The organism is Flavobacterium tiangeerense (assembly GCF_007830355.1).
Taxonomy (GTDB): domain Bacteria; phylum Bacteroidota; class Bacteroidia; order Flavobacteriales; family Flavobacteriaceae; genus Flavobacterium; species Flavobacterium tiangeerense.
Genome location: NZ_VLKO01000001.1, coordinates 227,667 through 252,539, shown reverse-complemented (window position 1 = coordinate 252,539; position 24,873 = coordinate 227,667). Strand labels below are relative to the sequence as shown.

At 34.5% G+C, this 24,873-nt stretch carries 24 protein-coding genes; 10 read left to right on the top strand and 14 right to left on the bottom strand.

Annotated features, from left to right (window positions below; translation table 11 throughout):
* Positions 1-89: 89 nt before the first annotated feature.
* The 4 genes from IQ05_RS01155 to IQ05_RS01140 all read right to left on the bottom strand — a co-directional run bounded on the left by IQ05_RS01155 (position 90) and on the right by IQ05_RS01140 (position 4,073).
* Entirely contained in the window at positions 90-755 is a 666-nt protein-coding gene (locus IQ05_RS01155; protein ID WP_144889082.1) for a hypothetical protein, read from the bottom strand.
* Between the two features lie 170 nt (positions 756-925).
* The gene (locus IQ05_RS01150) at positions 926-1,843 is read right to left on the bottom strand and encodes a restriction endonuclease (protein WP_208653340.1); all 918 of its coding nucleotides are present in this window, start codon (positions 1,841-1,843) and stop codon (positions 926-928) included.
* A 166-nt stretch (positions 1,844-2,009) separates the two neighbouring features.
* Positions 2,010-2,690, bottom strand: coding sequence for a hypothetical protein (locus IQ05_RS01145; RefSeq protein WP_144889080.1), 681 nt, complete (start codon positions 2,688-2,690; stop codon positions 2,010-2,012).
* Positions 2,691-3,038: 348 nt separating this feature from the next.
* Positions 3,039-4,073, bottom strand: a complete 1,035-nt coding sequence (locus tag IQ05_RS01140) for a hypothetical protein (protein ID WP_144889079.1) — start codon at positions 4,071-4,073, stop codon at positions 3,039-3,041.
* Between the two features lie 411 nt (positions 4,074-4,484).
* On the opposite strand from IQ05_RS01140, the gene IQ05_RS01135 reads away from it, so the two are divergent.
* The gene (locus IQ05_RS01135; RefSeq protein WP_144889078.1) at positions 4,485-5,891 is read left to right on the top strand and encodes an APC family permease; all 1,407 of its coding nucleotides are present in this window, start codon (positions 4,485-4,487) and stop codon (positions 5,889-5,891) included.
* A 697-nt stretch (positions 5,892-6,588) separates the two neighbouring features.
* Here IQ05_RS01135 and IQ05_RS01130 read toward each other — a convergent pair.
* Both IQ05_RS01130 and IQ05_RS01125 read right to left on the bottom strand, forming a co-directional pair.
* Positions 6,589-8,037: a glyceraldehyde-3-phosphate dehydrogenase gene (locus IQ05_RS01130; protein ID WP_144889077.1), complete on the bottom strand. Its 1,449-nt coding sequence runs from the start codon at positions 8,035-8,037 to the stop codon at positions 6,589-6,591.
* 160 nt (positions 8,038-8,197) lie between these two features.
* Positions 8,198-9,598: a trypsin-like peptidase domain-containing protein gene (locus IQ05_RS01125; protein ID WP_144889076.1), complete on the bottom strand. Its 1,401-nt coding sequence runs from the start codon at positions 9,596-9,598 to the stop codon at positions 8,198-8,200.
* A gap of 138 nt (positions 9,599-9,736) precedes the next feature.
* Here IQ05_RS01125 and dapF point away from each other — a divergent pair, with 138 nt between their 5' ends.
* The 5 genes from dapF (at position 9,737) to IQ05_RS01100 (ending at position 13,900) form a co-directional block, all read left to right on the top strand.
* The gene (gene dapF / locus IQ05_RS01120; RefSeq protein WP_144889075.1) at positions 9,737-10,519 is read left to right on the top strand and encodes a diaminopimelate epimerase; all 783 of its coding nucleotides are present in this window, start codon (positions 9,737-9,739) and stop codon (positions 10,517-10,519) included.
* A gap of 63 nt (positions 10,520-10,582) precedes the next feature.
* Positions 10,583-11,116 (top strand): GNAT family N-acetyltransferase, encoded by a 534-nt coding sequence (locus tag IQ05_RS01115; RefSeq protein WP_144889074.1) that lies wholly within the window; start codon positions 10,583-10,585, stop codon positions 11,114-11,116.
* Between the two features lie 87 nt (positions 11,117-11,203).
* A complete protein-coding gene (mltG, locus tag IQ05_RS01110; protein WP_144889073.1) occupies positions 11,204-12,244 on the top strand; it encodes an endolytic transglycosylase MltG in 1,041 nt (346 codons plus the stop codon).
* A gap of 29 nt (positions 12,245-12,273) precedes the next feature.
* Positions 12,274-13,161: a DUF2279 domain-containing protein gene (locus tag IQ05_RS01105; protein WP_394345191.1), complete on the top strand. Its 888-nt coding sequence runs from the start codon at positions 12,274-12,276 to the stop codon at positions 13,159-13,161.
* 97 nt (positions 13,162-13,258) lie between these two features.
* Positions 13,259-13,900 carry a peptidoglycan-binding protein LysM gene (locus tag IQ05_RS01100; RefSeq protein ID WP_144889072.1) on the top strand — a complete coding sequence of 214 codons (642 nt, stop codon included), beginning with the start codon at positions 13,259-13,261 and terminating at the stop codon, positions 13,898-13,900.
* 163 nt (positions 13,901-14,063) lie between these two features.
* Here IQ05_RS01100 and scpA read toward each other — a convergent pair whose 3' ends face one another.
* The 4 genes from scpA to udk form a co-directional block, all read right to left on the bottom strand.
* Positions 14,064-16,202 (bottom strand): methylmalonyl-CoA mutase, encoded by a 2,139-nt coding sequence (scpA, locus tag IQ05_RS01095; protein WP_144889071.1) that lies wholly within the window; start codon positions 16,200-16,202, stop codon positions 14,064-14,066.
* Between the two features lie 54 nt (positions 16,203-16,256).
* Positions 16,257-17,621, bottom strand: a complete 1,365-nt coding sequence (locus IQ05_RS01090) for a methylmalonyl-CoA mutase subunit beta (protein ID WP_144889070.1) — start codon at positions 17,619-17,621, stop codon at positions 16,257-16,259.
* Between the two features lie 108 nt (positions 17,622-17,729).
* Positions 17,730-18,053 carry an FtsB family cell division protein gene (locus tag IQ05_RS01085; protein ID WP_144889069.1) on the bottom strand — a complete coding sequence of 108 codons (324 nt, stop codon included), beginning with the start codon at positions 18,051-18,053 and terminating at the stop codon, positions 17,730-17,732.
* Positions 18,054-18,110: 57 nt separating this feature from the next.
* Positions 18,111-18,719, bottom strand: coding sequence for a uridine kinase (gene udk / locus IQ05_RS01080; RefSeq protein ID WP_086454257.1), 609 nt, complete (start codon positions 18,717-18,719; stop codon positions 18,111-18,113).
* Between the two features lie 152 nt (positions 18,720-18,871).
* Here udk and IQ05_RS01075 point away from each other — a divergent pair, with 152 nt between their 5' ends.
* The 4 genes from IQ05_RS01075 (at position 18,872) to IQ05_RS01060 (ending at position 21,227) form a co-directional block, all read left to right on the top strand.
* The gene (locus IQ05_RS01075) at positions 18,872-19,453 is read left to right on the top strand and encodes a Crp/Fnr family transcriptional regulator (RefSeq protein ID WP_144889068.1); all 582 of its coding nucleotides are present in this window, start codon (positions 18,872-18,874) and stop codon (positions 19,451-19,453) included.
* 87 nt (positions 19,454-19,540) lie between these two features.
* Positions 19,541-20,293, top strand: coding sequence for a pirin family protein (locus IQ05_RS01070; RefSeq protein ID WP_144889067.1), 753 nt, complete (start codon positions 19,541-19,543; stop codon positions 20,291-20,293).
* Between the two features lie 37 nt (positions 20,294-20,330).
* Positions 20,331-20,861 carry a YceI family protein gene (locus IQ05_RS01065; protein ID WP_144889066.1) on the top strand — a complete coding sequence of 177 codons (531 nt, stop codon included), beginning with the start codon at positions 20,331-20,333 and terminating at the stop codon, positions 20,859-20,861.
* A 24-nt stretch (positions 20,862-20,885) separates the two neighbouring features.
* On the top strand, positions 20,886-21,227 hold the full coding sequence (locus IQ05_RS01060; RefSeq protein WP_244289508.1) for a hypothetical protein: 342 nt from the start codon (positions 20,886-20,888) through the stop codon (positions 21,225-21,227).
* A gap of 81 nt (positions 21,228-21,308) precedes the next feature.
* Here IQ05_RS01060 and IQ05_RS01055 read toward each other — a convergent pair whose 3' ends face one another.
* The 4 genes from IQ05_RS01055 to IQ05_RS01040 form a co-directional block, all read right to left on the bottom strand.
* Positions 21,309-22,190, bottom strand: a complete 882-nt coding sequence (locus IQ05_RS01055; RefSeq protein ID WP_167496916.1) for an SDR family oxidoreductase — start codon at positions 22,188-22,190, stop codon at positions 21,309-21,311.
* A gap of 78 nt (positions 22,191-22,268) precedes the next feature.
* On the bottom strand, positions 22,269-23,396 hold the full coding sequence (locus tag IQ05_RS01050) for a methionine aminotransferase (RefSeq protein ID WP_144889065.1): 1,128 nt from the start codon (positions 23,394-23,396) through the stop codon (positions 22,269-22,271).
* A 223-nt stretch (positions 23,397-23,619) separates the two neighbouring features.
* Positions 23,620-24,342 (bottom strand): SAM-dependent methyltransferase, encoded by a 723-nt coding sequence (locus tag IQ05_RS01045; RefSeq protein ID WP_144889064.1) that lies wholly within the window; start codon positions 24,340-24,342, stop codon positions 23,620-23,622.
* A 61-nt stretch (positions 24,343-24,403) separates the two neighbouring features.
* Positions 24,404-24,871 (bottom strand): low molecular weight protein-tyrosine-phosphatase, encoded by a 468-nt coding sequence (locus tag IQ05_RS01040; RefSeq protein WP_144889063.1) that lies wholly within the window; start codon positions 24,869-24,871, stop codon positions 24,404-24,406.
* Positions 24,872-24,873: the final 2 nt, after the last annotated feature.

Genomic DNA, 24,873 nt, shown 5'->3' with positions numbered 1-24,873 from the left:
AAGTCTAAAGACTTACACCAACAATAATCATAGTAATCCGTTGAGACCATCACGAGCGGGACGCATACGCTAGACGTTAGCATGCCAGTTTATTTAAATTCACTTAAAACCTTATATTCTATTTCAATGTTTGATGTATTTAAGATTTCAATTCTCATGCCTTTAAATCCAATTATATTACTTTCGCTAAGATCATATTGTAGCTCTTGATTGAATGCGGGTCTTGCCATGTCATTTATAAATTCCTGGTATGTAAACTTGAGTATATTACTTGCTTTCCCATTGTAAATAAATACTTTTTTTAAGCAATCTGCACAATCAGGATTGATGTAGATCGCATTTTCAACAATTAATTTTTCTTTTTGATCTTTTGTTAAAAGGCCATTAAATGAGTCTATATATGGAACGTAAATACTTTTTTCTTTGTCAAATGCAATTCCGATAGTTCCACGATCTAAATAATCCTTTAAAGCGGGGTTAAAATATAGTCGATATTGTTTTTTATCTTCTAAATATGGTAAAATGTCACCAATTTTATAGGGAAACTTTACAAAATTTAATTTAAAATCAGGACATGCTATAATTTTAACAGCCTCTTGAAAACTTTTCTGACCAGTTGTAAATATTTCTGCTCCAATTTCACTTCTTAAAATTGTATTTAATTCTTTACTGTTAAAATTATGTCTTTTATATTGACCATTTGCTGATAGTGAAATAGAAATTAATACTGTTAGGATTATTTTTTTTATTATCATGATTTATATAATTATACTGTTTAAATTTTACTAAAGGTTTCCTCCTGTACTCGCGAGTATCCCGCTCGTGAACACAATTAATTTAAAATAAAACTAATCACTGGCAAAAACTAAAATTATAGTTATACGTCAAGACCATCACGAGCGGGGCGCAGTTATCATCAGTGTTCTTATTCGTCAAAATAATCAGTATCAATTCTTTTCACTTCATAAGTAGATTGAGTTGATAAACCAACATTATACTCAAACATCAAATCTGCAAGTCGACTACCATCAATCAATACTATTTTATGTTCTATGCTTTCGACAAATTCATAAGCTCCTTTTGGAAAGTTAGAAGTTGTAATAAAAATACCTTTCCTAGCTTTTTTTGAAAGTAATGCACCTGCAAAGTCTCTAATTTCTCTAACAGGAACAACATTTTCCCATCTTTTAGCTTGAATATAAATTGTATCAAGACCCAATTTATCTTCTTTAATTATTCCATCAATTCCGCCATCTCCTGATTTGCCTAAAGCTCTTCCGGCATCTTTACGTGAACCGCCGTATCCCATTTTTGTTAACATATCAACGACTAACCTTTCAAAAAATGAAGGGGAGCAGCTTTTAATAGTGTCAAGTAAATCTCTTGATAAATCATTTTTTAATTTCTGATATGCATATTCTAAAGCTTCTTCTGGAGTTTTAGTAGTGTCTCCATTTTCTTGATTTTCCGGATTAGAATTGTCAAGATCATTTTTGGGAGTAATTGATTCTTTAAATTCCTTGAAAGCTTTAAATTTATCTAAATCTTTTGTTTTGAGTTCACTTGGATTTGATTTTAAGAAAGTTGCACCAAGTTCAGTAACACGATAATATCCTCTTTTTTCAGTTTTTAATAAACTAGCTTTTTCCAAATAGAATTTTGCCCAACCAACTCTATTGTCAAAAATTGCTTGACTTCCGCTTGGTAGTAATTCTTTTTTCTCAGCATCACTCAATTTAAAATGATCATGTAAAATTTCTATTAGCTCTCTAAGTTTATGAGTTCTTTCATCGCTCATTATTTTCAAGAGTGGTAACATTATGGATTGATAATCAGGAATCATTATTTTGTCATTTTTTTTAATATTAGCGCTATCGTTCAGATACTATTGCGGGTTTGGGATAAAGAAAGCCCTATTTTCAGATTTGCCAAATCATCCCAAATACAAAACCATTTTTCCATTATGCTAATTGCCTAAATCCGTCGTAGTGGCTATAATGCACAGTCATTTAATCGATTGGACTTTCAGTTATAAATTCTAAAAATTCTTTTCCAAAGGTTGTTGTTCTCGGAACCATTAAACCTGAGCCTGTCATTGTAGTATGTAAACCGCTAGTTTTATGTAAACCTGCTCGTGACAAATCATCCCAAATCAAATCATACAATTCTCTTTTTCCTTTTAATTCAGGATATGCTTCTTCCAAAACATTTGATAAACCGGCAGCCATATAATTCGGTAAACTCTTTCCATTTTTCTTAAACCAATTTTCTGGATTGTCAAATAATTTCAAGATTTTAATGTGCCAAACTGTGAAAGTAGATATAAAGTTTAGAAAGATTTGCACTTCAGTTATGTTTGGATTTTCCTCAACGGCGCTATTCAAAATTACGTTTTTGAAATATTGTATTTTCTCTTTTTCGCTTGTTCGAAGTGCCAACTGTGTGGTTTGCAAAACAACGTCTATAAACACATCATTATTTGCTAATTTAATCAAATCAAGTTCTTCTTTCTGTTCAAGTTGTTTTAGTTTTTCGCCTACTTCAATCATCCATTCATTTCTCCTTTTTTCTAATTGAGGAGTGACTAATAATTGTAAAAGCTCTGACGCTGTCGCACCGACAACAGGAATAGAACCAAGAACTGCCTTTGCTACACCGTATGCAATGTCATCTTTAGTTTCTTTTTTCATTTCTAGGTTTCTTTAGTATTGCCCATAACTTTTAGCTTTATCAAACAAAATCAAATACAGGACCCTGAAATTAGGTCGCTTGCTTTGATGTTAGCCACATTTATCTGTTTCCAAATATAAGAATAATAGTATTACAAAACGGACTAGGTGTTTTATTAATTGCAAGCTTTTCGTACTTAAAAACTTGATGCTGTTCTTCTCTTTTTCGAGATTAAACTTGAAACGGAGGACTTTGCATGAAGGATAGCAGCGGCATCCTTTATTTTCTTTCTTTAAGAAAATAAAGATAGAGCGGATAGCCTGACGCAGCTGTAGCCGTGCGGTGGTTAGTAGATGTTTTTCTTATTTTCAATAATATTCGATCTGTCTTTCAATTATTCTTGTTGTCTGATTTTTATTAGAATAAGTTTTTTTAACCCAATTTTTATGTTTGTCATTGACGATATTTATTTTGATTATATCGTTACGTTCTTCATTATTTCCGTAACCTTCGGTTTTCCACTTTGAGGTTATATTGTTTTTTGTAGTCGTTGTAATATAGTAGCTTTTAATTTCGTTATTATTTTTGTAGTAGTATGTATAAACAATAATTGAATCTTTGTTTGTATAAATTAATGTTCTACTTTTTAAATAATCATTGTCATAATCTTCTTTTATTTCAAGCGAATATTTTTTTGTCTTCAATTTTTTTGTTACTTCTTTCACATTAAATTTTGGTCGAATTTTTATCGAAATTAAAGTATCTTTTATTTCTTTATATTCATATTTTGTTAGTCTTTCAGGATAAAATGATAGCTGATTCTCTGCTTTAAAAACAACAGTTTTATCAGAATTATTTTCAGGATTAAGATATAAGTCTTCAATTAATTGATTTTTCTCATTGTATTTGTATAATCGGTAATCTTGTAATAGATCCTTAACAAAATGTTCCTGTTTTATGACTAAATTATCTTTAAAATAATTTATATATTTTTCTTTATAATTTTCATTAAAGTCTATGGTAGTTGAATCAGGAAATTCATTTTCAGTAGAAAAATATTGTATCACAGCATTAAACATTTTGCCTTCATTTTTTCTTGAAATTTTTTTAATTCTTTCTAAATCATCAAACTCACTTATATTCCACAAATTGTCTAAAGATTTGTCGAATTTATTTATTTTGAGTATTTTTTTTAACTTCGAAAAATGTATTTCAGAGATAGTTTTAGTTGTGTCAATTTTTTCCTTGTTTCTATTTATTTCATAAATTTTTAAAGTGATTTTTTTAACATTACCATTAAAATCTATCTCATTTGGAATTATTTGTCTTTTATCGATTTTAGTCTTTTGAGAAAATAATAATCCAAATTGGAAAAATATAATAAATAAATAGGTCTTGTTCATTTTTACGATGTTTATTGAAATTTCTGTCAAATTTTATATATGTGTCATTAGTTTAAACACATCACCCGGAAATTGGGAAACATTGCTTGCAGTTGGCTAGATAGATTTTCAAATATAAGAATAATTGTATTACAAAACAGTAAAGGTGTTTTAATAGTTGCAACCTTTTCGTACTTAAAAAATTGATGCAATTCTTCTCTTTTTTGAGATTGAATATGAAAAGGAGGATTTTGCATGAAGGATAGGAGCGGCATCCTTTATTTTCTTTCTTTAAGAAAATAAAGATAGAGCGGATAGCCTGACGCAGCTGTAGCCGTGCGGAAGCTGGGACATGCCCAAAATGAATATATCTGAATTTAGATTTCTAAAAAAAGTATATCTTTAGCCCACAACTAACCAAAAAACCATTTTATGGAAGACCAAAAACCAGACAATTTTAAGAGAGAATTAGGACTACTTGACGGGACCATGCTTGTGGTGGGTTCTATGATAGGATCGGGGATATTTATTGTAAGCTCGGATATGGTGCGACAACTTGGCTCTGCCGGCTGGCTGATTGCTATGTGGGTACTTACGGGCGTGATTACCGTGATTGCTGCGGTGAGTTATGGCGAGTTGAGCGCGATGTTCCCTACGGCGGGCGGACAGTATGTCTATATTAAGGAAGCTTACGGCAAACTGATTGGTTTTTTGTACGGATGGAGCTTTTTTGCGGTGATTCAAACTGGTACTATTGCGGCTGTGGGTGTGGCTTTTGCCAAATTTGCGGCGTACTTGTATGCGCCTTTGAGTGATAAAAATATTTTGTATGAAATAGGCGACTTTAAACTGAACGCTGCCCAGATTGTTTCTATTGTTACGATTGTGTTGTTGAGTTATGTGAACAGTCGCGGGGTGAAAAACTCTAAGATTTTGCAAACGGTGCTTACGGTGATCAAAGTACTCTCGTTAGCGGGTTTGATTATTTTTGGTTTCATTGCTGCCGATAGTGCGGTGTGGGATGCGAATTGGGCCAACGCATGGCAAGCTCAAAGTTTGAATGTGGAAACAGGCGAGTGGTTGCCTATTGGTGGTATTGCGCTGATATCAGGTATTTCGGCGGCATTTGTGGGATCGCAATTCTCGAGTGTGGCTTGGGAAGGCGTAACTTTTATTGCAGGAGAAATTAAAAACCCTAAACGCAATGTGGGTTTGAGTTTGTTTTTAGGAACATTATTAGTGAGTGTGATATATATTGTGGCCAATGTGATGTACTTGGCTGTGGTGCCTTTGTTTGATATTGCTACTGCCGAATCAGATCGTGTGGCTGTTGTGGCTTCGCAAACTATTTTTGGGTCGGTAGGAACTTTGATTATTGCCGTGATGATTATGATTTCGACTTTTGCGTGTAACAATGGTTTGATTATGGCGGGTGCTCGTGTTTATTATACTATGGCGCAGGATGGTGTTTTCTTTAAAAAAGCGGTTTCGTTAAACAAAGCAAGTGTACCAGAATGGTCTATTTGGGCGCAATGCATCTGGGCTTCGGCCTTGTGTTTGACGGGTAAGTATGGTGATTTGCTTGATTTTGTGGTGATTATTGTACTGGTGTTTTACATCTTAACGATATTAGGAATTTTTATTTTACGCAGAAAAATGCCCAATGCAGAACGTCCGTACAAGGCTTTTGGTTATCCGGTATTGCCTGCTGTGTACATTTTGATTTCTTCGGCGATTTGCTTGGCGTTATTGTACACAAAACCAACTACCTGTGGTTGGGGTGTTTTGATTATGCTTATAGGTATCCCGATTTACTATATGACTAAGGCGAAGGAGTAGGTTTTTTTAGTCTCAGTTTACGGTTTACAGTTTACAGTTTACAGTTTTCAGTCTCAGTATTCAGTCTCAGTTTTTAATCTCGGAGTTTAGATTGAATATTTTTAAATTTGAAAATCTGCTAAATCTGCTAAATCTGCGTGCCAATTCGGTACAATAACTGAAAATTTTAAATAAAAAATCCGTCTCGTTTTAACACAAGACGGATTTTTTATTTTATTCAAGTCGGGAAGTGGTTGCTTTAAATTTAAAACTATTGACAGAACTAAAAATCAGCTAAATCTGCGTGCCAATTCAGGACCATAACAAAAATTATAAAATAAAAAATCCGTCTCGTTGAAGAACAAGACGGATTTTTATTTTATTCAAGTTGGGAAGTGGTTGCTTTAAATTTAAAACTATTGGCTAAAACTAAAAAAATAGTGAAATCTGTGGTTCAGTCGCAGTCTCAGTATTCAGTCACAGTTTTTAATCTCGGAGTTTAGATTGAATATTTATAAAGTTGAAAATCTGCTAAATCCGCGTGATCTGCGTGCCAATTCAGGACCATAACAAAAATTATAAAATAAAAAATCCGTCTCGTTGAAGAACAAGACGGATTTTGAATTTTATTCAAGTTGGGAAGTGGCTGTCTTCCATTTAAACTATTTACTAAAACTAAAAAAATTACAACCACCCACCACAACTTGTAAACGGTAGGCTAGTAGTACGTGAAACGTCTTACTTTAGCAATATATTTAGCCAAGCGAATTACTTGGTGGCTATAACCGTATTCGTTATCGTACCAAATGTAAAGCACGATGTTTTTTCCGTCTTTTGAAACTATGGTTGCATTACTGTCATAAATTGCAGGTTGCGCAGTTCCTACAATATCTGAGGAAACCAACTCATTATTCATGGAATATTTAATTTGCTCTACAAGTTCTCCCTCTAGCGCATATTTTTTCATGATGGCATTAACGTCTGCAACTGATGTGGTTTTTGATACTTCAAGATTTAAAACTACAAGTGATCCATTAGGAACAGGTACTCTGATAGCATTAGAAGTTAGTTTCCCTTCTAATGAGGGTAACGCTTTTGCAACAGCGCTTCCAGCACCGGTTTCAGTAATTACCATGTTTAAACCAGCAGCTCTTCCGCGGCGGTATTTTTTGTGCATGTTGTCTACCAAGTTTTGATCGTTGGTATAAGCATGTATGGTTTCTAAATGTCCTTTTACAACGCCTAAGGTATCTTCAACCGCTTTCAAAATTGGAGTAATGGCATTTGTAGTACAAGAAGCAGCAGAGAAAATATTGATTTCATCCGGGTTGTACTCGTTGTGGTTTACACCGTGTACAATATTAGGAACTCCTTTTCCAGGAGCGGTTAGCAATACTTTATCAGCTCCTTTTGAAGTTAAATGGCGGCTCAAAGCTTCTTGAGTTGTAAAAGCGCCTGTATTGTCAATTACTAAAGCATTGTTGATATCAAATTGTGTATAATCAATTTCTTCTGGACCGTTTGCAGTAATAATATGTACGGTTGTTCCATTAATGATTAAAGCATTGTTTGCAGGATCTGCAGTTACTGAACCTTCAAAATCTCCATGAATAGAATCATATCGCAACAATGAAGCTCTTTTTTCAAGAGAAACAGCATCGTTTTTATCACGGGTTACAATAGCACGCAAACGCAATTGACTTCCTTTTCCCGTTTTTGACATTAATTCTCTGGCTAATAAACGACCAATACGTCCAAAACCATATAAGACAACATCTTTTGGCTGAATTTCTTCAGAATCTTTAGCGTTTTTTAGTTTGTCGATTACAAAATACTTAGCATCTGGATATTTGTCCTCTTCTAATCCATATTCATACGTAAGTTTTCCGATGTCTAATTTTGCAGGAAGTAAGTTCAATTCTAAAATAGCTTTTGCAATTTTAACCGAATCAAAAACTGAAATAGGTTTGCCTACAAACTCAGCAGCATATTCGTGTAAATTGATAATGTCACTTACATTTCTGTCCAATAATTGATTGCGGAATAAGACCATCTCAATCGATTTGTCATACCATAAATCACTGATAATTTTAATCAGTTTTACTCCTGCACGTCGCCTGTCGGCTTGCAAAGAGACTTCTTTTTCGTATAAAGTTGTAGCTGCCATGTTGAAAATTTAAGGAAAATAAGGTGTTGTATTTTTTACAAAATTTTTGCAAAAGTACCTATTTCAATCGATTTCGTAGCGTGTTTTTAGTTTTTTTTACAAAATAAAAAAGCCACCTTGTTTTGCAAGATGGCTTAGTATTCAATTTTAAAAAATGAACTTACATATAGAAACGTACCAGTTCACCATTTTTACTAATCAATTCGATGCGCACTTTTTGATTGTCGTCAATTTTACTCATCAATTTTGATACGGTTTCTACATTGGTAGCTTTTACATTATCGATACTTAAAATGATACTTCCCACTAATTCCTCTTCATATTGCTGCCATTTTTGGTCGCTAATGCCTTTGATGCGCACTCCGTAATCGATTTTAAATTTCTTTTTGTCAGCTGCTTCAATGTTTTCTAAAGTCATTCCTTTGAACTCAGCATTAAAAAACTCATTTTTACTCAAAGTTACAGGAACGGTTTTCGTTTTTCCGTCTCTGCTATAAGTCACTTGAACTTTGTCATTTGGGCGTTTGGTGTTAATATAGCCTGATAAATCTGCAAATGAGCTGATGTTTTGTTCGTCTATTTTTACAATTACATCGCCTTTGGCTAAGCCAGCTTTGTCAGCACCAGAATTTTTAGTGACTTTATTGATGTAAAATCCTTGAGTCAAACTAATACCGTAATCTTTAGATGAGATACTGTTTAATTCGCCACCTTCAACGCCTAGAATTCCGCGTTGTACATTCCCAAATTCCATTAAATCTTCAATGATTTTTCGGGTGATGTTTGAGGGAACCGCAAAGGAGTATCCGGTATAACTTCCAGTTGGCGAAGAAATCATCGTATTAATTCCAATCAATTCGCCACGAGTATTCACTAAGGCACCACCACTGTTTCCTGGGTTTACCGCTGCATCCGTTTGAATGAAAGATTGAATTCCGCTCGTGTCAAGATTTCTAGCTTTCGCCGAAACGATACCTGCTGTAACTGTCGAATTCAGGTTGTACGGATTTCCTACTGCTAATACCCATTCACCTACTTTCACTGAATCAGAATTGGCGAAAGCCGTGTATTGAAGCTTTTCACCCGCATCGATTTTAAGCAAAGCAATGTCCATTTTGGAGTCGGTGCCAATTAATTTTGCTTTGTATGATTTCTTGTTATTGAGCGTAATTTCAATTTCAGATGCATCTTTAATCACGTGATTGTTCGTTACAATGTACCCGTCTTCAGAGATTATTACTCCAGATCCTGTTCCTACTTGCTCCTGCGATTGTCCGCCACGAAAGCCGTAAAAATATTCCAGAATCGGATTAGAAACAGTGGTTCTGGAAACGTTTTTTACGTGTACCACCGTGTGTATCGTTTTATCAGCCGCCTCAGTAAAATCTAGTACTTCCGATGATAATCCTACTCTCTTATTATAGGAATCAGAGGCCATGGTAACCAATCCGGCTTTATCTTTAGAAAAAAAGCCATCGGTATCAAATAATAGCTTGTATGAACCTAGTGTTACTACTCCGCTCAACAAGGAAACTAAAAAAAGTGTTGAAAAATTTTTCATAATTAAATTCGTTTTTAAAGATATTTACACGTAAAATTAAAAATTAAATTGGTTGTTAAAATACAGTTTAACGCTCTTTAACAATGATTAACATTTCATTAATAGTTCGTACTTTTGTATCATTCAACACGATAAAAAATGCAATTAGAATTTTATAAATACCAAGGAACGGGCAATGATTTTGTAATGATTGACAACCGTAGTAATTTTTTTCCAAAAGAGAATACAAAATTGATCGCTCAACTGTGTGACCGCCGATTTGGAATAGGAGGCGATGGTTTGATTTTGTTAGAAAACGACTTGGATACCGATTTTAAAATGGTGTATTACAACTCAGATGGAAACCAGAGTTCTATGTGTGGTAATGGTGGACGCTGTTTAGTGGCTTTCGCCAAAAAGCTTCAGGTTATTGAAAACAAAACTACATTTATAGCCACAGATGGATTGCATCATGGTACTATTGACGAGAACGAAATTGTAGCATTGCAAATGATCGATGTACCTGCGGTGCAAGTTGAGGAGGATTATGTGTTTTTAAATACAGGTTCACCACATCACGTACAATTGGTAAGTGATCTAGAAAACTACGATGTAAAAAATATTGGCGCATCAATTAGATACGGAGATTTATACGGACAGGCAGGTAGTAATGTTAATTTTGTAGAGCAAATTAATGGAAATACCTTTTCTCTTCGAACGTATGAAAGAGGCGTTGAAGATGAAACACTTTCTTGCGGAACAGGCGCTACAGCTGTCGCTATTGCCATGAATGTTTTAGGGAAAACACCTGCAACAGCAATAGATTTGAATGTTGAAGGCGGCAAATTAGCAATTTCATTTGATGTCAATGAGGGCGTGTTTACCAATGTGTTTTTAAAAGGCCCAGCTCAATTTGTATTTCAAGGGACGATTGAGATTTAATTTTCAAAACCAGTATTAGAATCAAGTTTGGTGTGTCTCTGTGTAACTTTCTGAAATAAATAAATGAAAACATTAAAAGGCGATAATATTTACATTCGGGCATTAGAACCCAATGATTTAGAATTTATTTATGCAATTGAAAACGACCAAAGTATTTGGGAGGTTAGTAATACAAACACTCCATACAGTAGGTTTCTAGTCAAGCAATACCTTGAAAACGCACATCAAGATATTTACGAAGCCAAGCAATTGCGACTCGCCATTTGTCAAGACCAAGACTTTCCTGCACTTGGATTGATAGATTTATTTGATTTTGATCCAAAGAATAATAGGGCAGGTGTGGGTATTGTAATTCAAAAGAGCGAAAACCGAAATCAGAATGTAGGTTCCGAAGCTTTGGAGTTATTAATAGAATATGCATTCTGTAATCTTAATTTACATCAATTATATGCAAATATTGGTACTGAAAATGTAGCAAGTACCGCACTTTTTACTAAATTTGGATTTGAAATGATTGGTATAAAAAAAGAATGGACTTTGCATCAGGGAAATTACAAAGATGAAGCCATGTACCAGCTTATCAATACTAAATTTTAATTTTTCAGGTTAAGATATAAATGTTTTTAAATCAATTAATTACCTTTTCAAAAAAAAACTAAAAGCTTAAAAAAATAATACCACCCTATGAATACTAAGAAAATTATTAGCATTGTTTCAGTTGTTTTGATATCTGGACTGATGATCTACGGCATGATTTTATTAAAACAAATTTTCTCTGCCAATACTAAGTTTCCGGAGCAAGAAGTGTACGTTTATGTACCTACCGATTCTAAATATGAAGATGTCAAGAAAATTTTAAGCCCTTATGTAGAAAATTTAGAGCGTTTTGAGCTTGTAGCTTCTAAGCGTGGCTATATTGAAAATGTAATTCCAGGTCGATTTTTACTTACAAAGGGAATGAGTAGCTATGATCTTGTAAAAACCTTACGTTTGAATTCGCCAGTAAAATTAGCATTCAACAATCAAGAACGAATAGAAAATCTTGCAGGTCGTGTAGGATCTCAAATAGAAGCGGATAGTTTAGTTTTGCTAAATACATTTAAAGATTCAGTTTTTTTACAAGAAAACGGATTCAATGAGGAAAATATTTTAGCCATGTTTATTCCCAATACTTACGAAATTTATTGGAATACCCCAGCCGAAAAGTTTCGAGATAAAATGATTAAAGAATACCGTAATTTTTGGAATGAAGAGCGTACTGCAAAGGCAAAAGCCCAAGGCCTTACTCCAGTTGAAGCTACTATTTTAGCCTCAATTGTTCACAAAGAGTCGGTTAAAAAAGACGAAAGACCAAGAATTGCAGGAGTATATCTCAACCGATTGAAATTAGAAATGCCTTTACAAGCAGATCCTACGGTGATTTTTGCCATGAAAAAGAAAGCCAATGATTTTAATCAAGTAATCAAAAGAGTTTTTTACAATGACCTGACAATGTCTCATCCTTACAATACATACATGAATATTGGTTTGCCTCCTGGGCCAATTGCTATGCCTGATATTACCGCATTAGAGGCTGTTTTAAATCCTGAAAAAAACGATTTCATTTATTTTTGCGCTAGTGTTGACCGTTTTGGGTATCATGAATTTGCAGCTACATTGCCAGAACATAATGTAAATGCCAAAAAATATTCAGATTGGATTAACAATCAAGGTGTAAAAAGATAGTTGTGATCACTACTTTGAGGTGCACGTTTGTGGCCGTTCTGTTTTTTCAAATTGGCTTTTGCCAAAGCAAATTAAACACGTTTTTAAAACCTTCGGATACAATACAAGTGCAAAGGCAAAAAATAGTATTGGTTTCCCAAGCTGTGGTTGCAACAGGAACATTACTTGCTTTGAATCAGTTATGGTATGCCAATTATCCCAAATCTGATTTTCATTTTGTAAATGATAATGCAGAGTGGTTGCAGATGGACAAAGTAGGCCATGTATTTTCATCCTATCAATTGGGTAGTTTTAGTGCTCAAATGCTCCATTGGAGTGGAGCTTCTAAAAAAAATCAACTGATTTATGGTGCAGGATTGGGTTTTGCATTCTTGACTGCTGTTGAGGTAATGGACGGATACTCCGCAGAATGGGGAGCTTCTCTAGGCGATGTTGTTGCTAATGCTACAGGAACAGGCTTGTACGTGTCGCAAGAATTACTGTGGGATGAACAACGCATACTGCCAAAATTTTCTTTCCATACTTCACCCTATGCGCAATACCGTCCAGCGGTGTTAGGGAAATCATTATCAGAACAAATCATAAAGGATTATAACGGACAAACGTATTGGCTCTCTATCAATTTACATTCCTTTGCTAAAAATTCTAAAATACCAAAATGGTTGAATGTTGCTTTGGGTTATGGTGCCAAAGGAATGATAACGGGAAATAGCGTTACACTTGCTCCAGATGCGACTTTTAATCCACAACGATATAGACAGTTTTACTTTAGTTTGGATGTTGACTTGACAAAAATCAAAACCAATTCTCATTTTTTGAAGACGGTTTTCTCGGTTTTTAATACGGTCAAAATTCCTGCACCTACAATAGAGTTCTCGCACTTAAACGGTATTAAATACCACTTAATCTATTTTTAGATAAGTTTAACGTGCTGATTATCAAGCTTGCTATTTTTTTTGTATCTTTGTGCATAGAAATTTCTTAACGGGACAGCGTTTTGAAGAAAAACAATTTATGATAAAGAAGTGGTATTTTTATGCTAGCCTAACTGTGATTACAGTTTTTTTAAGCTCAGGTTTTAAACCTTTTAATCTAGAAACCAGCCCTTGGTTTCTAATCAACGAAGAAGATGGAACACACTACTTATTTCCATCCGAAGAAGCAAGCGAATACACTAATTTGAATATTCCATTTACAGGAAATTTTTTCATAGGCTTCAAAGAAGCGATCGGGCATCGAGAATCCGAAAGCAAATACAAGAAAATCAATTCACTTGGATATTTAGGTAAATATCAATTTGGTACCGAAACGCTAAAATCTGTTGGTGTAAAGAGTAGTACTACCTTTTTGAATAGTCCTGAATTACAAGAGCGCGCTTTTATTGCACTATTAGCAAAAAATAAGTGGGAATTAAAAAGAGAAATTGAGAAGTACGATGGTACAGTGCTCAATGGAATCCGAATCACCGAATCAGGAATATTAGCTGCTGCTCATTTAGGAGGCGCAGGATCGGTAAAAAAATATTTTAGACACGAAGGCAAGCGCAACTTTAGAGATGCTTACGGTACCTCTATCAGGAGTTATATGAAAATGTTTGGCGGGTATGACACTTCCTTTATTGTTGCAGATAATAATGCAACAGTCCATAATATCTAGTATTTTTTTATTTTCTAAAATAAACTTTAAAATTTTAATTTTTGTTTGTTCAAATTCAATACGGATGTATTGGACGAACTTTTACGAGAAGTAATTATCTTTTACATTCATTGTAAAAACAAAAAAATCACCATTTAGGTGATTTTTTTGTTTTGTAAAAGGTTTATTCAAAACTTTCGAGCAATATTTCAAGTATTTTGATTGCTGCGTCACTTATTTTTGTTCCAGGGCCAAAAACAGCTACCGCGCCAGCATCAAATAAAAATTGATAATCTTGCGCTGGAATTACACCGCCTACAACGACCATAATATCTTCACGACCGTATTTTTTTAATTCGTCAATTACTTGTGGCACTAGCGTTTTGTGTCCAGCAGCTAAGGATGAAACACCTAGAATATGCACATCATTTTCTACGGCTTGTTTGGCAGCTTCTTCAGGTGTTTGAAAAAGCGGACCTATATCCACATCAAATCCCACATCGGCATAGCCTGTTGCTACTACTTTTGCACCTCTGTCATGACCGTCTTGCCCCATCTTTGCAATCATGATTCGAGGGCGACGGCCTTCTTTTACTGCAAATTCGTCGGCAAGTTGTTTTGCTTTTTCAAAACTTTTGTCGTCTTTTATTTCTTTACTATACACACCGCTAAATGATTTTATTTGTGCTTTGTACCTGCCAAAAACGGCTTCAAGTGCATCACTAATTTCTCCAAGTGTAGTTCTATTTCTGGCTGCTTCAACTGCAATTTCAAGTAAATTTCCTTCACCAGTTTGTGCGCAAAGGGTCAGTTTTTTTAGTGAATCTTGTACTTTTTGGGTATCTCTAGACGCTTTAATTCGATCTAGTTGTTCTAGTTGCTGCTTGCGAACCATTTGATTATCTACATCAAGAATCTGTAGTGGATCTTCCTTTTCTAATCGATATTGATTTACACCTACAATAATATCTTGTCCGCTGTCTATTCTAGCTTGTTTTCTTGCGGCTGCTTCTTCAATACGTAATTTTGGGATACCAGATTCAATAGCTTTGGTCATTCCGCCAAGTTCTTCAACTTCTTCGATTAATTTCCATGCGTTTTCGGCAATTTCATTCGTCAAACTCTCTACATAATAACTGCCAGCCCATGGATCTACTGTCTTTGTAATTTTAGTTTCTTCTTGAAGATATAGCTGAGTATTTCTTGCAATCCTAGCTGAGAAATCTGTTGGCAATGCAATGGCTTCATCAAGTGCATTGGTATGTAAAGATTGTGTACCACCAAAAGCGGCAGCAGCAGCTTCTATACAAGTTCTTGCTACATTATTAAATGGATCTTGCTCGGTTAAACTCCATCCTGATGTTTGACAATGCGTTCGTAACGCCAAAGACTTATCATCTTTTGGTTCAAACTGTTTGACTAATTTAGCCCAGATCATTCTACCGGCACGCATTTTTGCAATTTCCATAAAATGATTCATTCCAATTGCCCAGAAAAAGGACAAACGCGGAGCAAATTCATCTATTTTCATTCCTGTGGCTAATCCAGTTCTGATGTATTCCAATCCATCAGCTAGTGTATACGCTAATTCAATATCGGCTGTAGCTCCAGCTTCTTGCATGTGGTATCCAGAAATTGAAATGGAATTGAACTTAGGCATGTTTTTGCTGGTATACTCAAAGATATCAGCAATTATTTTCATCGAAGGTGTAGGGGGATAAATATAGGTATTACGCACCATGAACTCCTTTAGAATATCATTTTGTATAGTTCCAGAGAGTAGTTCTGCTTTAACTCCTTGCTCTTCTGCAGCTACAATATAAAAAGCCATTATAGGTAAAACAGCACCATTCATAGTCATGGATACTGACATTTCATCAAGAGGGATTTGGTCAAAAAGAACCTTCATATCCTCAACGGAATCTATAGCGACTCCTGCCTTTCCTACATCGCCTACCACACGTTCGTGATCTGAATCATATCCTCTATGGGTAGGCAAGTCAAAAGCTACTGAAAGTCCTTTTTGTCCTGCAGCTAAGTTTCTGCGGTAAAAGGCATTACTCTCTTCAGCTGTTGAAAATCCTGCATATTGACGCACGGTCCAAGGACGGCGAACGTACATGGTTGCGTAGGGTCCACGTAAATTGGGTGCGAAACCAGCTCCAAAATCTAGATGCTTGAGGTTGTCAATATCTTGCTGTGTGTATGTTGGTTTTAGCTCTATTCCCTCTGCAGTTAGAAATGCATTAGTCGCTGCATTTTCATTCTCAACATTTATAGGGTTGCTTTCTAATTTTATATGTTGTAAATCTTTTCTTTTCATTTGTAGTGTGCCAAATTATAGGAATTCTGTTGATTTATAAAGTTCATTATCCTTTTATTCAAGCTCTAATCGTTCTTGTTCTATTTTTTCTGCCAAACGTTTTTCAATGATTGGTGTAATCAAAGTTTTTCTTGGCTTGACTTTTACAAAAGGAAACAACTCTAAATCATGTTTCATTTTATCCTGTTTGTTAGGATGTTTGTTTGTTCCTAACAAAATTTCTTTACCAGAATCAAATAATTCTTGCGCTGCATCTGCACTTTCTTGAATTTTCCTTTTTATGGTTCCTTCGTTTAATTGTTTTAGGAAACCTCCATTTGCCTCAATATCTTTAAACAGTGCTAAGGCTTTTTCTGCAAGTTGTTGCGTTAGATTTTCAATATAATAACTGCCATCGGCGGGGTTGTTTACTTTGTCAAAATAACTTTCTTTTTTAAGAATAAGCAACTGATTACGGGCTATTCTATCTCCAAATTCATTATCCTTATGGTACAAGGCATCGTAAGGTAAATTGGCAATAGCATCTGCGCCGCCTAAGATAGCACTCATACATTCGGTAGTGGTACGCAACATATTTACGTTGTAATCGTATAAAGTTTTATTTCTTTTGGTAGGGAAAGCAATAATATTACACGGTAGCGTATGGTTATATTCTTTAGCAATTAAGTTAAATAGGATACGCAGTGCACGCAATTTTGCAATTTCAAAGAAATAGTTAGTCCCAACAGCTATTTCAAAAACAATAGGTGTTGAAATTGATTCCACACGATTAAAATACTCATTTACATGACCTAAACTATATGCAATTTGCTGCACAATTGTAGCGCCAGCATTTTGATACAATGCGCCGTTTACGCTAATAAAAGAAACCGAGTTCGTGGATGACGCTATAGTGTTCAAACTATTAAAATTACTTTTTTCTGGCGTTGAAAACCAATTCCCATCTTTAGCAAGTTGGCCTATTGGATCTAGATTACAAAAGATAGTAACGTTGCTTTTCTTAGCAAAATCCTCTATTTTTTTCACGAAATCGATTGAAAAAAATCTTAGGTTAAAATAGACGGTAATCCTTTGAAAAGCTATTTTTTCTAATAAAAGGGTAATGTCTATAGTTTCGTTTTCAATAGTAAACCTCAAGCTATCAGCGCCTCTATTTAAGGCATCTTGAGCTCTTTCAATTGATTTTGAGATATCAAAAACAAAAATATTTTGACAAATTTTGAACTCAGTAGCTTTTGTTCCACTGTTTAAAGCGGTACTATTTTCATCTTTGTGGTAAAAAGGTTTTACCATAATATCCTCAGGGGAATTCCAAACTAAGGTTTCGTTATAATCCGCACCTTTTAGTTCGTACTGGATTTTTTGTTTCCATTGTTTGGATGAAACAAGATCAAAATCTTCAAAAAGGTTTGTGCTCATTGTGTTTTTAGTTTTCATTATCTCAACCTTACCTTGAGGAAGGAGACTTATATTGTTGTTTTTGCCTTTAAAAAAATGAATTCTGGTAGCTTTGCGAAATCTTTAATTTTACTTATTTACTAGAGTATCGTTTTCAAATTCTATAATGTAAATGTCTTCGCTATCTTTTTTCATGTAATATTTTTCCCGAGCATATTTTTCTATTTGTTCGGAATTTTTTAATTGCTTGATATTTTCTTTATCTTTCTTAATTTCCTCTTTATAATAAGTTGCATTTTCCTCTAAATCGTGGATTTGTTCATCTAAAATCTGATGGTTAAAATAAGAGTAATTATCTAAAAAAATCATCCAGATACAAAAAAACAAGGACACCCAAACATACTTATTACTCAAGAATTTAAGCCAAGGATTGTTTTTAAATTTGTTTTTCATGTTTTACTATAATGCTATTAGATACTGGATCAGTATTTTTTATAAAGATACGGTAATTTATGAAATCCTTTGGTTAATTACTGCTCTAACCACATCAATTGCCACGGTGTTGTACTTGTCATTAGGAATAATGATATCAGCAAAAGCTTTTGTAGGTTCTATAAACTGCTCATGCATTGGTTTCAATGTATTTTGATATCGGTTGATTACCTCGTTCATATCGCGACCACGTTCTGCAATGTCGCGTTTCATCCGTCGAATTAGGCGCTCATCACTATCAGCATGAACGTATATTTTAACATCAAATAATTCTCTTAACTCTGGATTTGCAAGGATAAGAATTCCCTCTACAATCATTACTTTTCTAGGATGTGTAAAAACAGTATCGTCTGTTCTATTATGAGTTACAAAAGAATACACAGGTTGGTGAATGTTATTTCCTGCTTTTAGTTCTTTTAAATGCGAAACTAATAAAGGAAAATCAATGGCTCTAGGATGGTCAAAATTAATTAATGCTCTTTCATCAAATGAGAGTCCGTGGTTTTCTTTGTAGTAAGAATCTTGAGAGATAATACCCACCTCTGTTTGCGGTAACTCATTCATAATTTGATGTACAACAGTTGTTTTTCCGCTACCAGTTCCTCCAGCAATTCCTATAATTAGCATATGTGTATTATTATGTTTTTATTGAGGCAAAAATAGGAATTTTAATGGGGTAGTTTTCCATTTTTCAAATAAAAATTAGTTCAACAGCATGCTTTTTTTGTCCTTTATGCGATCAGATTTAGTATCTTTAATTTTTAAATTCAGAACCTATCGTGTATACACAAATTAACTCCAATATCACTCGTTATGTTTCTTTCAGTTCAAGTGAGTTAGAAATTTTCAATTCACTTTTGACTTATAAAGAGGTGCCCAAAAAAACCATGTTGTTGCAAGAAGGGGAGATCTGTAATTTTGAAATTTTTGTAATCAAAGGCTGTGTTCGCAAGTATTATATTGATGCTAATGGTTTTGAAGTCATTTTGCAATTTGCCATAGAAAATGCTTGGGTGAGTGATAGTTCATTTAGTATTTATGAAAATAAACCGAGTCGCGTTTTTATAGAAACTCTGGAAGATTGTGAATTCTTCGTCTTTAACCCAGAAACCAAAGAAGAGCTATTTGCGAAAGCACCACGGTTTGAACGTGCTTTTAGGATTTTAATGCAACGTAGCCTTGCTGTAACTCAGGAGCGTTTATTTCAAACTATATCAAGATCGGCCACCGAAAAATACCAAGAATTCACAGCACAATATCCCACTCTCTCGCAACGTGTGGCACAACATTATATTGCCTCTTATTTGGGCATTTCGGCTGAATTTTTAAGCAAAATAAGAACAAAAATGGCTAAGAAATAATGTAGAAAATTGTTTTTCTTGTCCTAGTTCAATGTCCTAGTTTCTTTTTTGTTGCAATTTTGTACTCTAATATTAAAACACGAAATCATGGAAAATACAACGATACCTCAAGAAAATGCACTAACTCATTATGAACTACACAAAGCGAACACTCGTGGGCATGCTAATCATGGCTGGTTAGAGTCCTATCACACTTTTAGTTTTGCAAATTACCACAACAAAGACCGAATGAATTTTGGAGTTTTACGTGTATTAAATGATGATAGAGTGAATCAAGGTATGGGTTTTGGTAAACATCCGCATGATAATATGGAAATAATATCCATTCCTCTTGAAGGAGATCTAGAGCATCAAGACAGCATGGGGAATACTACTGTGATCAAAGAAGGTGATATTCAAGTGATGAGTGCAGGTACCGGAATTTTTCATAGTGAGTATAATAAAAACAAAGATCAACTAGTTAAATTTTTACAAATTTGGATTTATCCAAATAAAAAGAATGTTACCCCGCGTTATGACCAAGTTACTTTGGATTTAAGCGATCGACACAATAAATTACAACAAATTTTGTCTCCTAATCCAGAGGATGCTGGTGTATGGATTCATCAAGATGCTTGGTTTCATATTGGTAAGTTTGATAACATGCATACAGCTAATTACCAATTGAATAAATCTGGAAATGGCGTTTATGCTTTTATTTTGAAAGGTGATTTTACAATTGGTGGTGTTTCTTTAAATGAAAGAGATGGTTTAGGAATATGGGATACAAATTCTTTTGAAATTACGTCAAACAGTGATGGTGCCGAAATTTTATTGATGGAAGTACCCATGCAACTTTAAATTATAAACAATCTATTAATTTTTAAATAAATCAATTATGGCTACAACTAAATGGGCAATTGACCCAACACACTCTGAAATAGGGTTTAAAGTAAAACACATGATGTTTACAAATGTTTCTGGTAAATTTTTAACTTTTGATGCTACTATTGAAACAGAAAATGAAAGTTTTGAGAATGCTAAAATTAATTTCACAGGTGCTGTAGCTTCAGTAAATACAAGTAATGCCGATAGAGACAAGCATTTGCAAAGTGCTGATTTTTTTGATGCGGAGCAATTTCCAGAAATTGCTTTCCAAGCTACTTCTTTTACACAAAAAAGCGGTTCTGATTATGAATTGGTAGGCGATTTGTCTTTACATGGCGTAACAAAACCAATTACTTTAGCTGCTGATTTTGGAGGAATAATGCAAGATCCTTGGGGTAATACCAAAGTAGCTTTTGCTTTAGAAGGTAAAATTAGCCGCAAAGATTGGGGATTGACTTGGAATTCAGCTCTTGAAACAGGTGGTGTTCTTGTAAGTGATGAGGTTCGTTTGGCAATCGAATTGCAATTCGTAAAACAATAAACTCTATTTTTAAAAAGTAAGTCGTTGTTTGTTGAGGATTTCGCCGAAGTAATGTATACCAATACCATGAAAAAAGTCAATATTTTATACATAGGAAGACATCTTGAAATATTGCAAACAGTAATTCGTTTGATCAATAAGCAAGATAATTGGTATGCTCAAGGCGTATTAAAAGATGATGAAGCCAAAGCAATTTTTGCAGAATCTAATTTTGATATTGTTCTGTTAGGATGTGGAATTTTAGAACAAGAAGAAGAATCTTTACGCTCTTTTTTTGAAAAACAACAACCCCATTGCCGAATCGTACAACATTATGGAGGCGGCAGCGGATTACTTACCAGCGAAATCTTACTAGCTTTAGAATAATTATTTTGTAACTATAAAAGGCAAAACAAACAAGCTTTACACTTGGTTGTTTTGCCTTTTTTTATGTTGCTAGACTCGTGTTTATTTATTTTTTTTGGCTTTGATCATCATTTCTAGTTGATCCCAAAGTTCTTCTGGAATAGCCTCTAGTAAATTAAATTGCCCAGCTCCTTTAAGCCATTCGCCACCATCAATAGTAATTACATCTCCGTTGATATAGGCTGAAAAATCAGACACTAAATAAGCTGCAAGATTAGCTAATTCTTGGTGATCGCCTACACGTTTTAAAGGCACTTTTTTTGCCATATCAAATTTTTCGGCTAAGTCTCCAGGAAGTAATCTATCCCAAGCTCCCTTTGTAGGGAACGGTCCTGGCGCAATAGCATTAGTACGAATACCATATTTAGCCCACTCTACAGCTAAACTTCTTGTCATGGCTAACACTCCCGCTTTTGCAGTAGCACTAGGCACTACATACGCTGATCCTGTCCAAGCATAAGTGGTTACAATATTTAAAACAGTCGATGAGGCTTGTTTGGTATCGATCCAATGTTTTCCAAAAGCCAACGTGCAGTTTTTAGTTCCTTTAAGTACAATATCAATAACAGTATCAAATGCATTTGACGAAAGTCGCTCTGTAGGGGAAATGAAATTTCCAGCAGCATTGTTAAGTAAGACGTCTACTTTTCCAAAGGTTTTTAAAACTTCTTGAAGCATATTTTCTACTTCTTCGTAATGACGCACGTCACATTGAATAGGCAAACAAGTTCCTCCTGTTTCTTGCTCAAGTTCAGCAGCTGTTTTTTTTAATTTCTCAATATCTCTTGAAGAAATAGCCACTTTCGCACCTAATTCAAGGAAATATTTAGTCATTGCTTTACCTAATCCGCTACCACCTCCAGTTACAACTATAACTTTTCCTTGAAGCGCATCGTCGCGTAACATTTTATCTGTATAACTCATATCTTGATATTTTTTAATGTAAATATAATAAAATAAAAATAGTATGCATGCATAATAAAAAGAAATACTCAGAAATAGTTAAACTTTACACAATCGTAAAGCAGCCTCTTTAAGTGTATTGTTATCCTTGGCAAAACAAAAACGAATGAGTTTTAAATCGCTACCATCAGCATAAAAGGTCGAAATTGGAATTGCAGCAACGCCAAATTCGGTAATCAAACGTTTGCAAAAATCAACATCATTTTCCTGAGATATTTTGGCGTAAGAAGCTACCTGAAAGTATGTTCCTTCACAGGACAGCAGGTCAAATCTGCTAGAAATAAGCAGTTCTTTAAAATAATCACGCTTTGCTTGGTATCGTTTTTTAATTTCTGAAAGATCTACGATATCAATGTATTCGCTTATGGCCATTTGGCTTAAGCTGTTCACACTAAAAACAAGGAACTGATGTACTTTTTTAATTTCAATCATCAATGCTTCGGGAGCTACAACATATCCTATTTTCCAGCCTGTGATGTGAAAGGATTTACCAAAAGAGGAAATCATAACACAGCGATTCCGAATTTTTTTTCTAGTGTGCGCTGATATGTGTTTGTCTTCAAATGTGATGTATTCATACACTTCATCTGAAAGCAATATGATGTTAGGATGTTTTTCCAGAATAGTTTCTAGACTTTCAATGTCCTTATTGCTCAATATTTTTCCGGTAGGATTATGCGGATTTGTGATAATAATCATTCTGATTTTTGAGGTACAAGCAGTCGCAATTCGCTCCCAGTTAGGGGAATAATCATCATGAAGCGGAATCCTAACAGGTGTAGCTTGACTTAGTAACACCGGAGCCTCATAACAATCATAACTGGGATCTAGAATAATCACTTCGTCACCACTATTCACCAGAGCCATTATAGTAGTAAAAATCCCTTGAGTAGCGCCCGCTGTCACTAGAATTTCAGTTTCGGGATTCAAAATTCTGTCGTAAGAACGTTCTACTAACTTAGAAATTTGATGCAGTAATAGAGGATAACCCGCCATAGGTGTATATTGATGCACATTTTCTCGGGACAAACGCGCCATTATAGTAGTCAACTTTTCATCTACAGGAAAGTTGGGGAAGCCCTGCGAAAGATTTATTGCTTGGTATTCCGCTGCCATTTTAGACATAATCGAAAAAATACTTGTTTTTACATCCGGAAGTTTACTCATGAAATAGTCAATTAAAACACGTTAAAAATAAGGATTTAATACATACCATGAGTGCTATCAATCAAAAAAGGGATTACTATATTATGCAGCGTTGCTTTCCTTTGGGCGTGACCCTACAAAAAAAGGGGCTTTATCACCTTAATAGTGACAAAGCCCCTTTTTTTGTAGTGCCGGGCTATACGCAGTACTTCGGTACTTGCTGCTATCCCTCACGCAACCCAATTTACATTTTATGAATGATAAAAATAGTAGGACGTTTGTGTAAATCGATGGTTTCTTTTTTCCAAGCTGCTATTTTTTTGGTCTTAATATATTCAGTAGGCAATGTAATATCAGTTGCTATACACAAGTGTGTCTCTGGATGTAATATCTGAATTAAGTCTTCCAGTAACTTATTATTTCGATAAGGAGTTTCAATAAAAATCTGAGACTGATTTTTTTCAAATGAGATTCTCTCTAAGGTTTTTAAGCTGGACTTTTTTTCATCTTTCTCTATGGGTAAATAACCATGAAAAGTAAAACTTTGACCATTCATTCCAGATGCCATCATTGCCAATAATATTGAGGATGGTCCTACTAATGGAACTACTTGAATGCCTTTTTCATGTGCTAGTTTTACAATCACGGCACCAGGATCGGCCACACCAGGACAGCCGGCTTCGCTCATAAGTCCCATGTTATGGCCTTCAAGCAAAGGTTTTATAAACTCAAGATGCTCTTTAGTTTCGGTATGTTTGTTTAAAACATAAAGGGTAAGATCAGCTTGTTTTTTTTCTGGACATACTAATTTGATTGATTTTCTTGCCGTTTTGTCATTTTCAACAATATAATGGTCTAATAGTTCTATGCTTCTTTTTATAGTTTGCGGAAAAACATCCATAGGATCACATTCTCCCATTGTTGTAGGGATTAAATAAAGTTTGCCTAGAGAAGTTTTACTGTTCATAAAATATAATTTTAGGTTTTGAGTAGTTAGATTTTTTTGAAAATGAATTCCAAGATTCTATTTAGGAATGATGTTTTTTTAGTTTGTCTGCAATGATATCGCAAACTTCGTCTAGCATGTTAAAAACCAATTCAAATCCATTCGATAATCCATAATAGGGATCAGGAACATCTACATTTTCACCTGGAAACAGTTCATTCAAGATCATTTTAACCTTTTTTTGATGCTCAGGAGTTGGTGCAAGTTGCATAACGTCATCATAATTTGAACTGTCCATCACGTAGATGTAATCATAGGTTTCAAAGTCCTTTTTATTGAAATGTTTCCCTTTTTGATGAGAAATAGAAATGTTGTTTTTTTTTGCAACGGCTACAGAACGTTCATCAGGTGATTTACCCACATGCCAAGAACCGGTTCCAGCTGAGTCTACAATAAATTTTTCAGGATCTAGTTTAGAGGCTAATATTCCCTCAGCCAATGGTGACCGACAGATATTACCCAAACAAACCATGAGAATTTTAGTAGGCATGA

Coding starts and splice junctions, on each gene's coding strand:
- IQ05_RS01155 (WP_144889082.1), bottom strand. CDS start 755: ATGATAATAAAAAAAATAATCCTAACAGTATTAATTTCTATTTCACTA.
- IQ05_RS01150 (WP_208653340.1), bottom strand. CDS start 1,843: ATGATTCCTGATTATCAATCCATAATGTTACCACTCTTGAAAATAATG.
- IQ05_RS01145 (WP_144889080.1), bottom strand. CDS start 2,690: ATGAAAAAAGAAACTAAAGATGACATTGCATACGGTGTAGCAAAGGCA.
- IQ05_RS01140 (WP_144889079.1), bottom strand. CDS start 4,073: ATGAACAAGACCTATTTATTTATTATATTTTTCCAATTTGGATTATTA.
- IQ05_RS01135 (WP_144889078.1), top strand. CDS start 4,485: ATGGAAGACCAAAAACCAGACAATTTTAAGAGAGAATTAGGACTACTT.
- IQ05_RS01130 (WP_144889077.1), bottom strand. CDS start 8,037: ATGGCAGCTACAACTTTATACGAAAAAGAAGTCTCTTTGCAAGCCGAC.
- IQ05_RS01125 (WP_144889076.1), bottom strand. CDS start 9,598: ATGAAAAATTTTTCAACACTTTTTTTAGTTTCCTTGTTGAGCGGAGTA.
- dapF (WP_144889075.1), top strand. CDS start 9,737: ATGCAATTAGAATTTTATAAATACCAAGGAACGGGCAATGATTTTGTA.
- IQ05_RS01115 (WP_144889074.1), top strand. CDS start 10,583: ATGAAAACATTAAAAGGCGATAATATTTACATTCGGGCATTAGAACCC.
- mltG (WP_144889073.1), top strand. CDS start 11,204: ATGAATACTAAGAAAATTATTAGCATTGTTTCAGTTGTTTTGATATCT.
- IQ05_RS01100 (WP_144889072.1), top strand. CDS start 13,259: ATGATAAAGAAGTGGTATTTTTATGCTAGCCTAACTGTGATTACAGTT.
- scpA (WP_144889071.1), bottom strand. CDS start 16,202: ATGAAAAGAAAAGATTTACAACATATAAAATTAGAAAGCAACCCTATA.
- IQ05_RS01090 (WP_144889070.1), bottom strand. CDS start 17,621: ATGAGCACAAACCTTTTTGAAGATTTTGATCTTGTTTCATCCAAACAA.
- IQ05_RS01085 (WP_144889069.1), bottom strand. CDS start 18,053: ATGAAAAACAAATTTAAAAACAATCCTTGGCTTAAATTCTTGAGTAAT.
- udk (WP_086454257.1), bottom strand. CDS start 18,719: ATGCTAATTATAGGAATTGCTGGAGGAACTGGTAGCGGAAAAACAACT.
- IQ05_RS01070 (WP_144889067.1), top strand. CDS start 19,541: ATGGAAAATACAACGATACCTCAAGAAAATGCACTAACTCATTATGAA.
- IQ05_RS01065 (WP_144889066.1), top strand. CDS start 20,331: ATGGCTACAACTAAATGGGCAATTGACCCAACACACTCTGAAATAGGG.
- IQ05_RS01055 (WP_167496916.1), bottom strand. CDS start 22,190: ATGAGTTATACAGATAAAATGTTACGCGACGATGCGCTTCAAGGAAAA.
- IQ05_RS01050 (WP_144889065.1), bottom strand. CDS start 23,396: ATGAGTAAACTTCCGGATGTAAAAACAAGTATTTTTTCGATTATGTCT.
- IQ05_RS01045 (WP_144889064.1), bottom strand. CDS start 24,342: ATGAACAGTAAAACTTCTCTAGGCAAACTTTATTTAATCCCTACAACA.
- IQ05_RS01040 (WP_144889063.1), bottom strand. CDS start 24,871: ATGCCTACTAAAATTCTCATGGTTTGTTTGGGTAATATCTGTCGGTCA.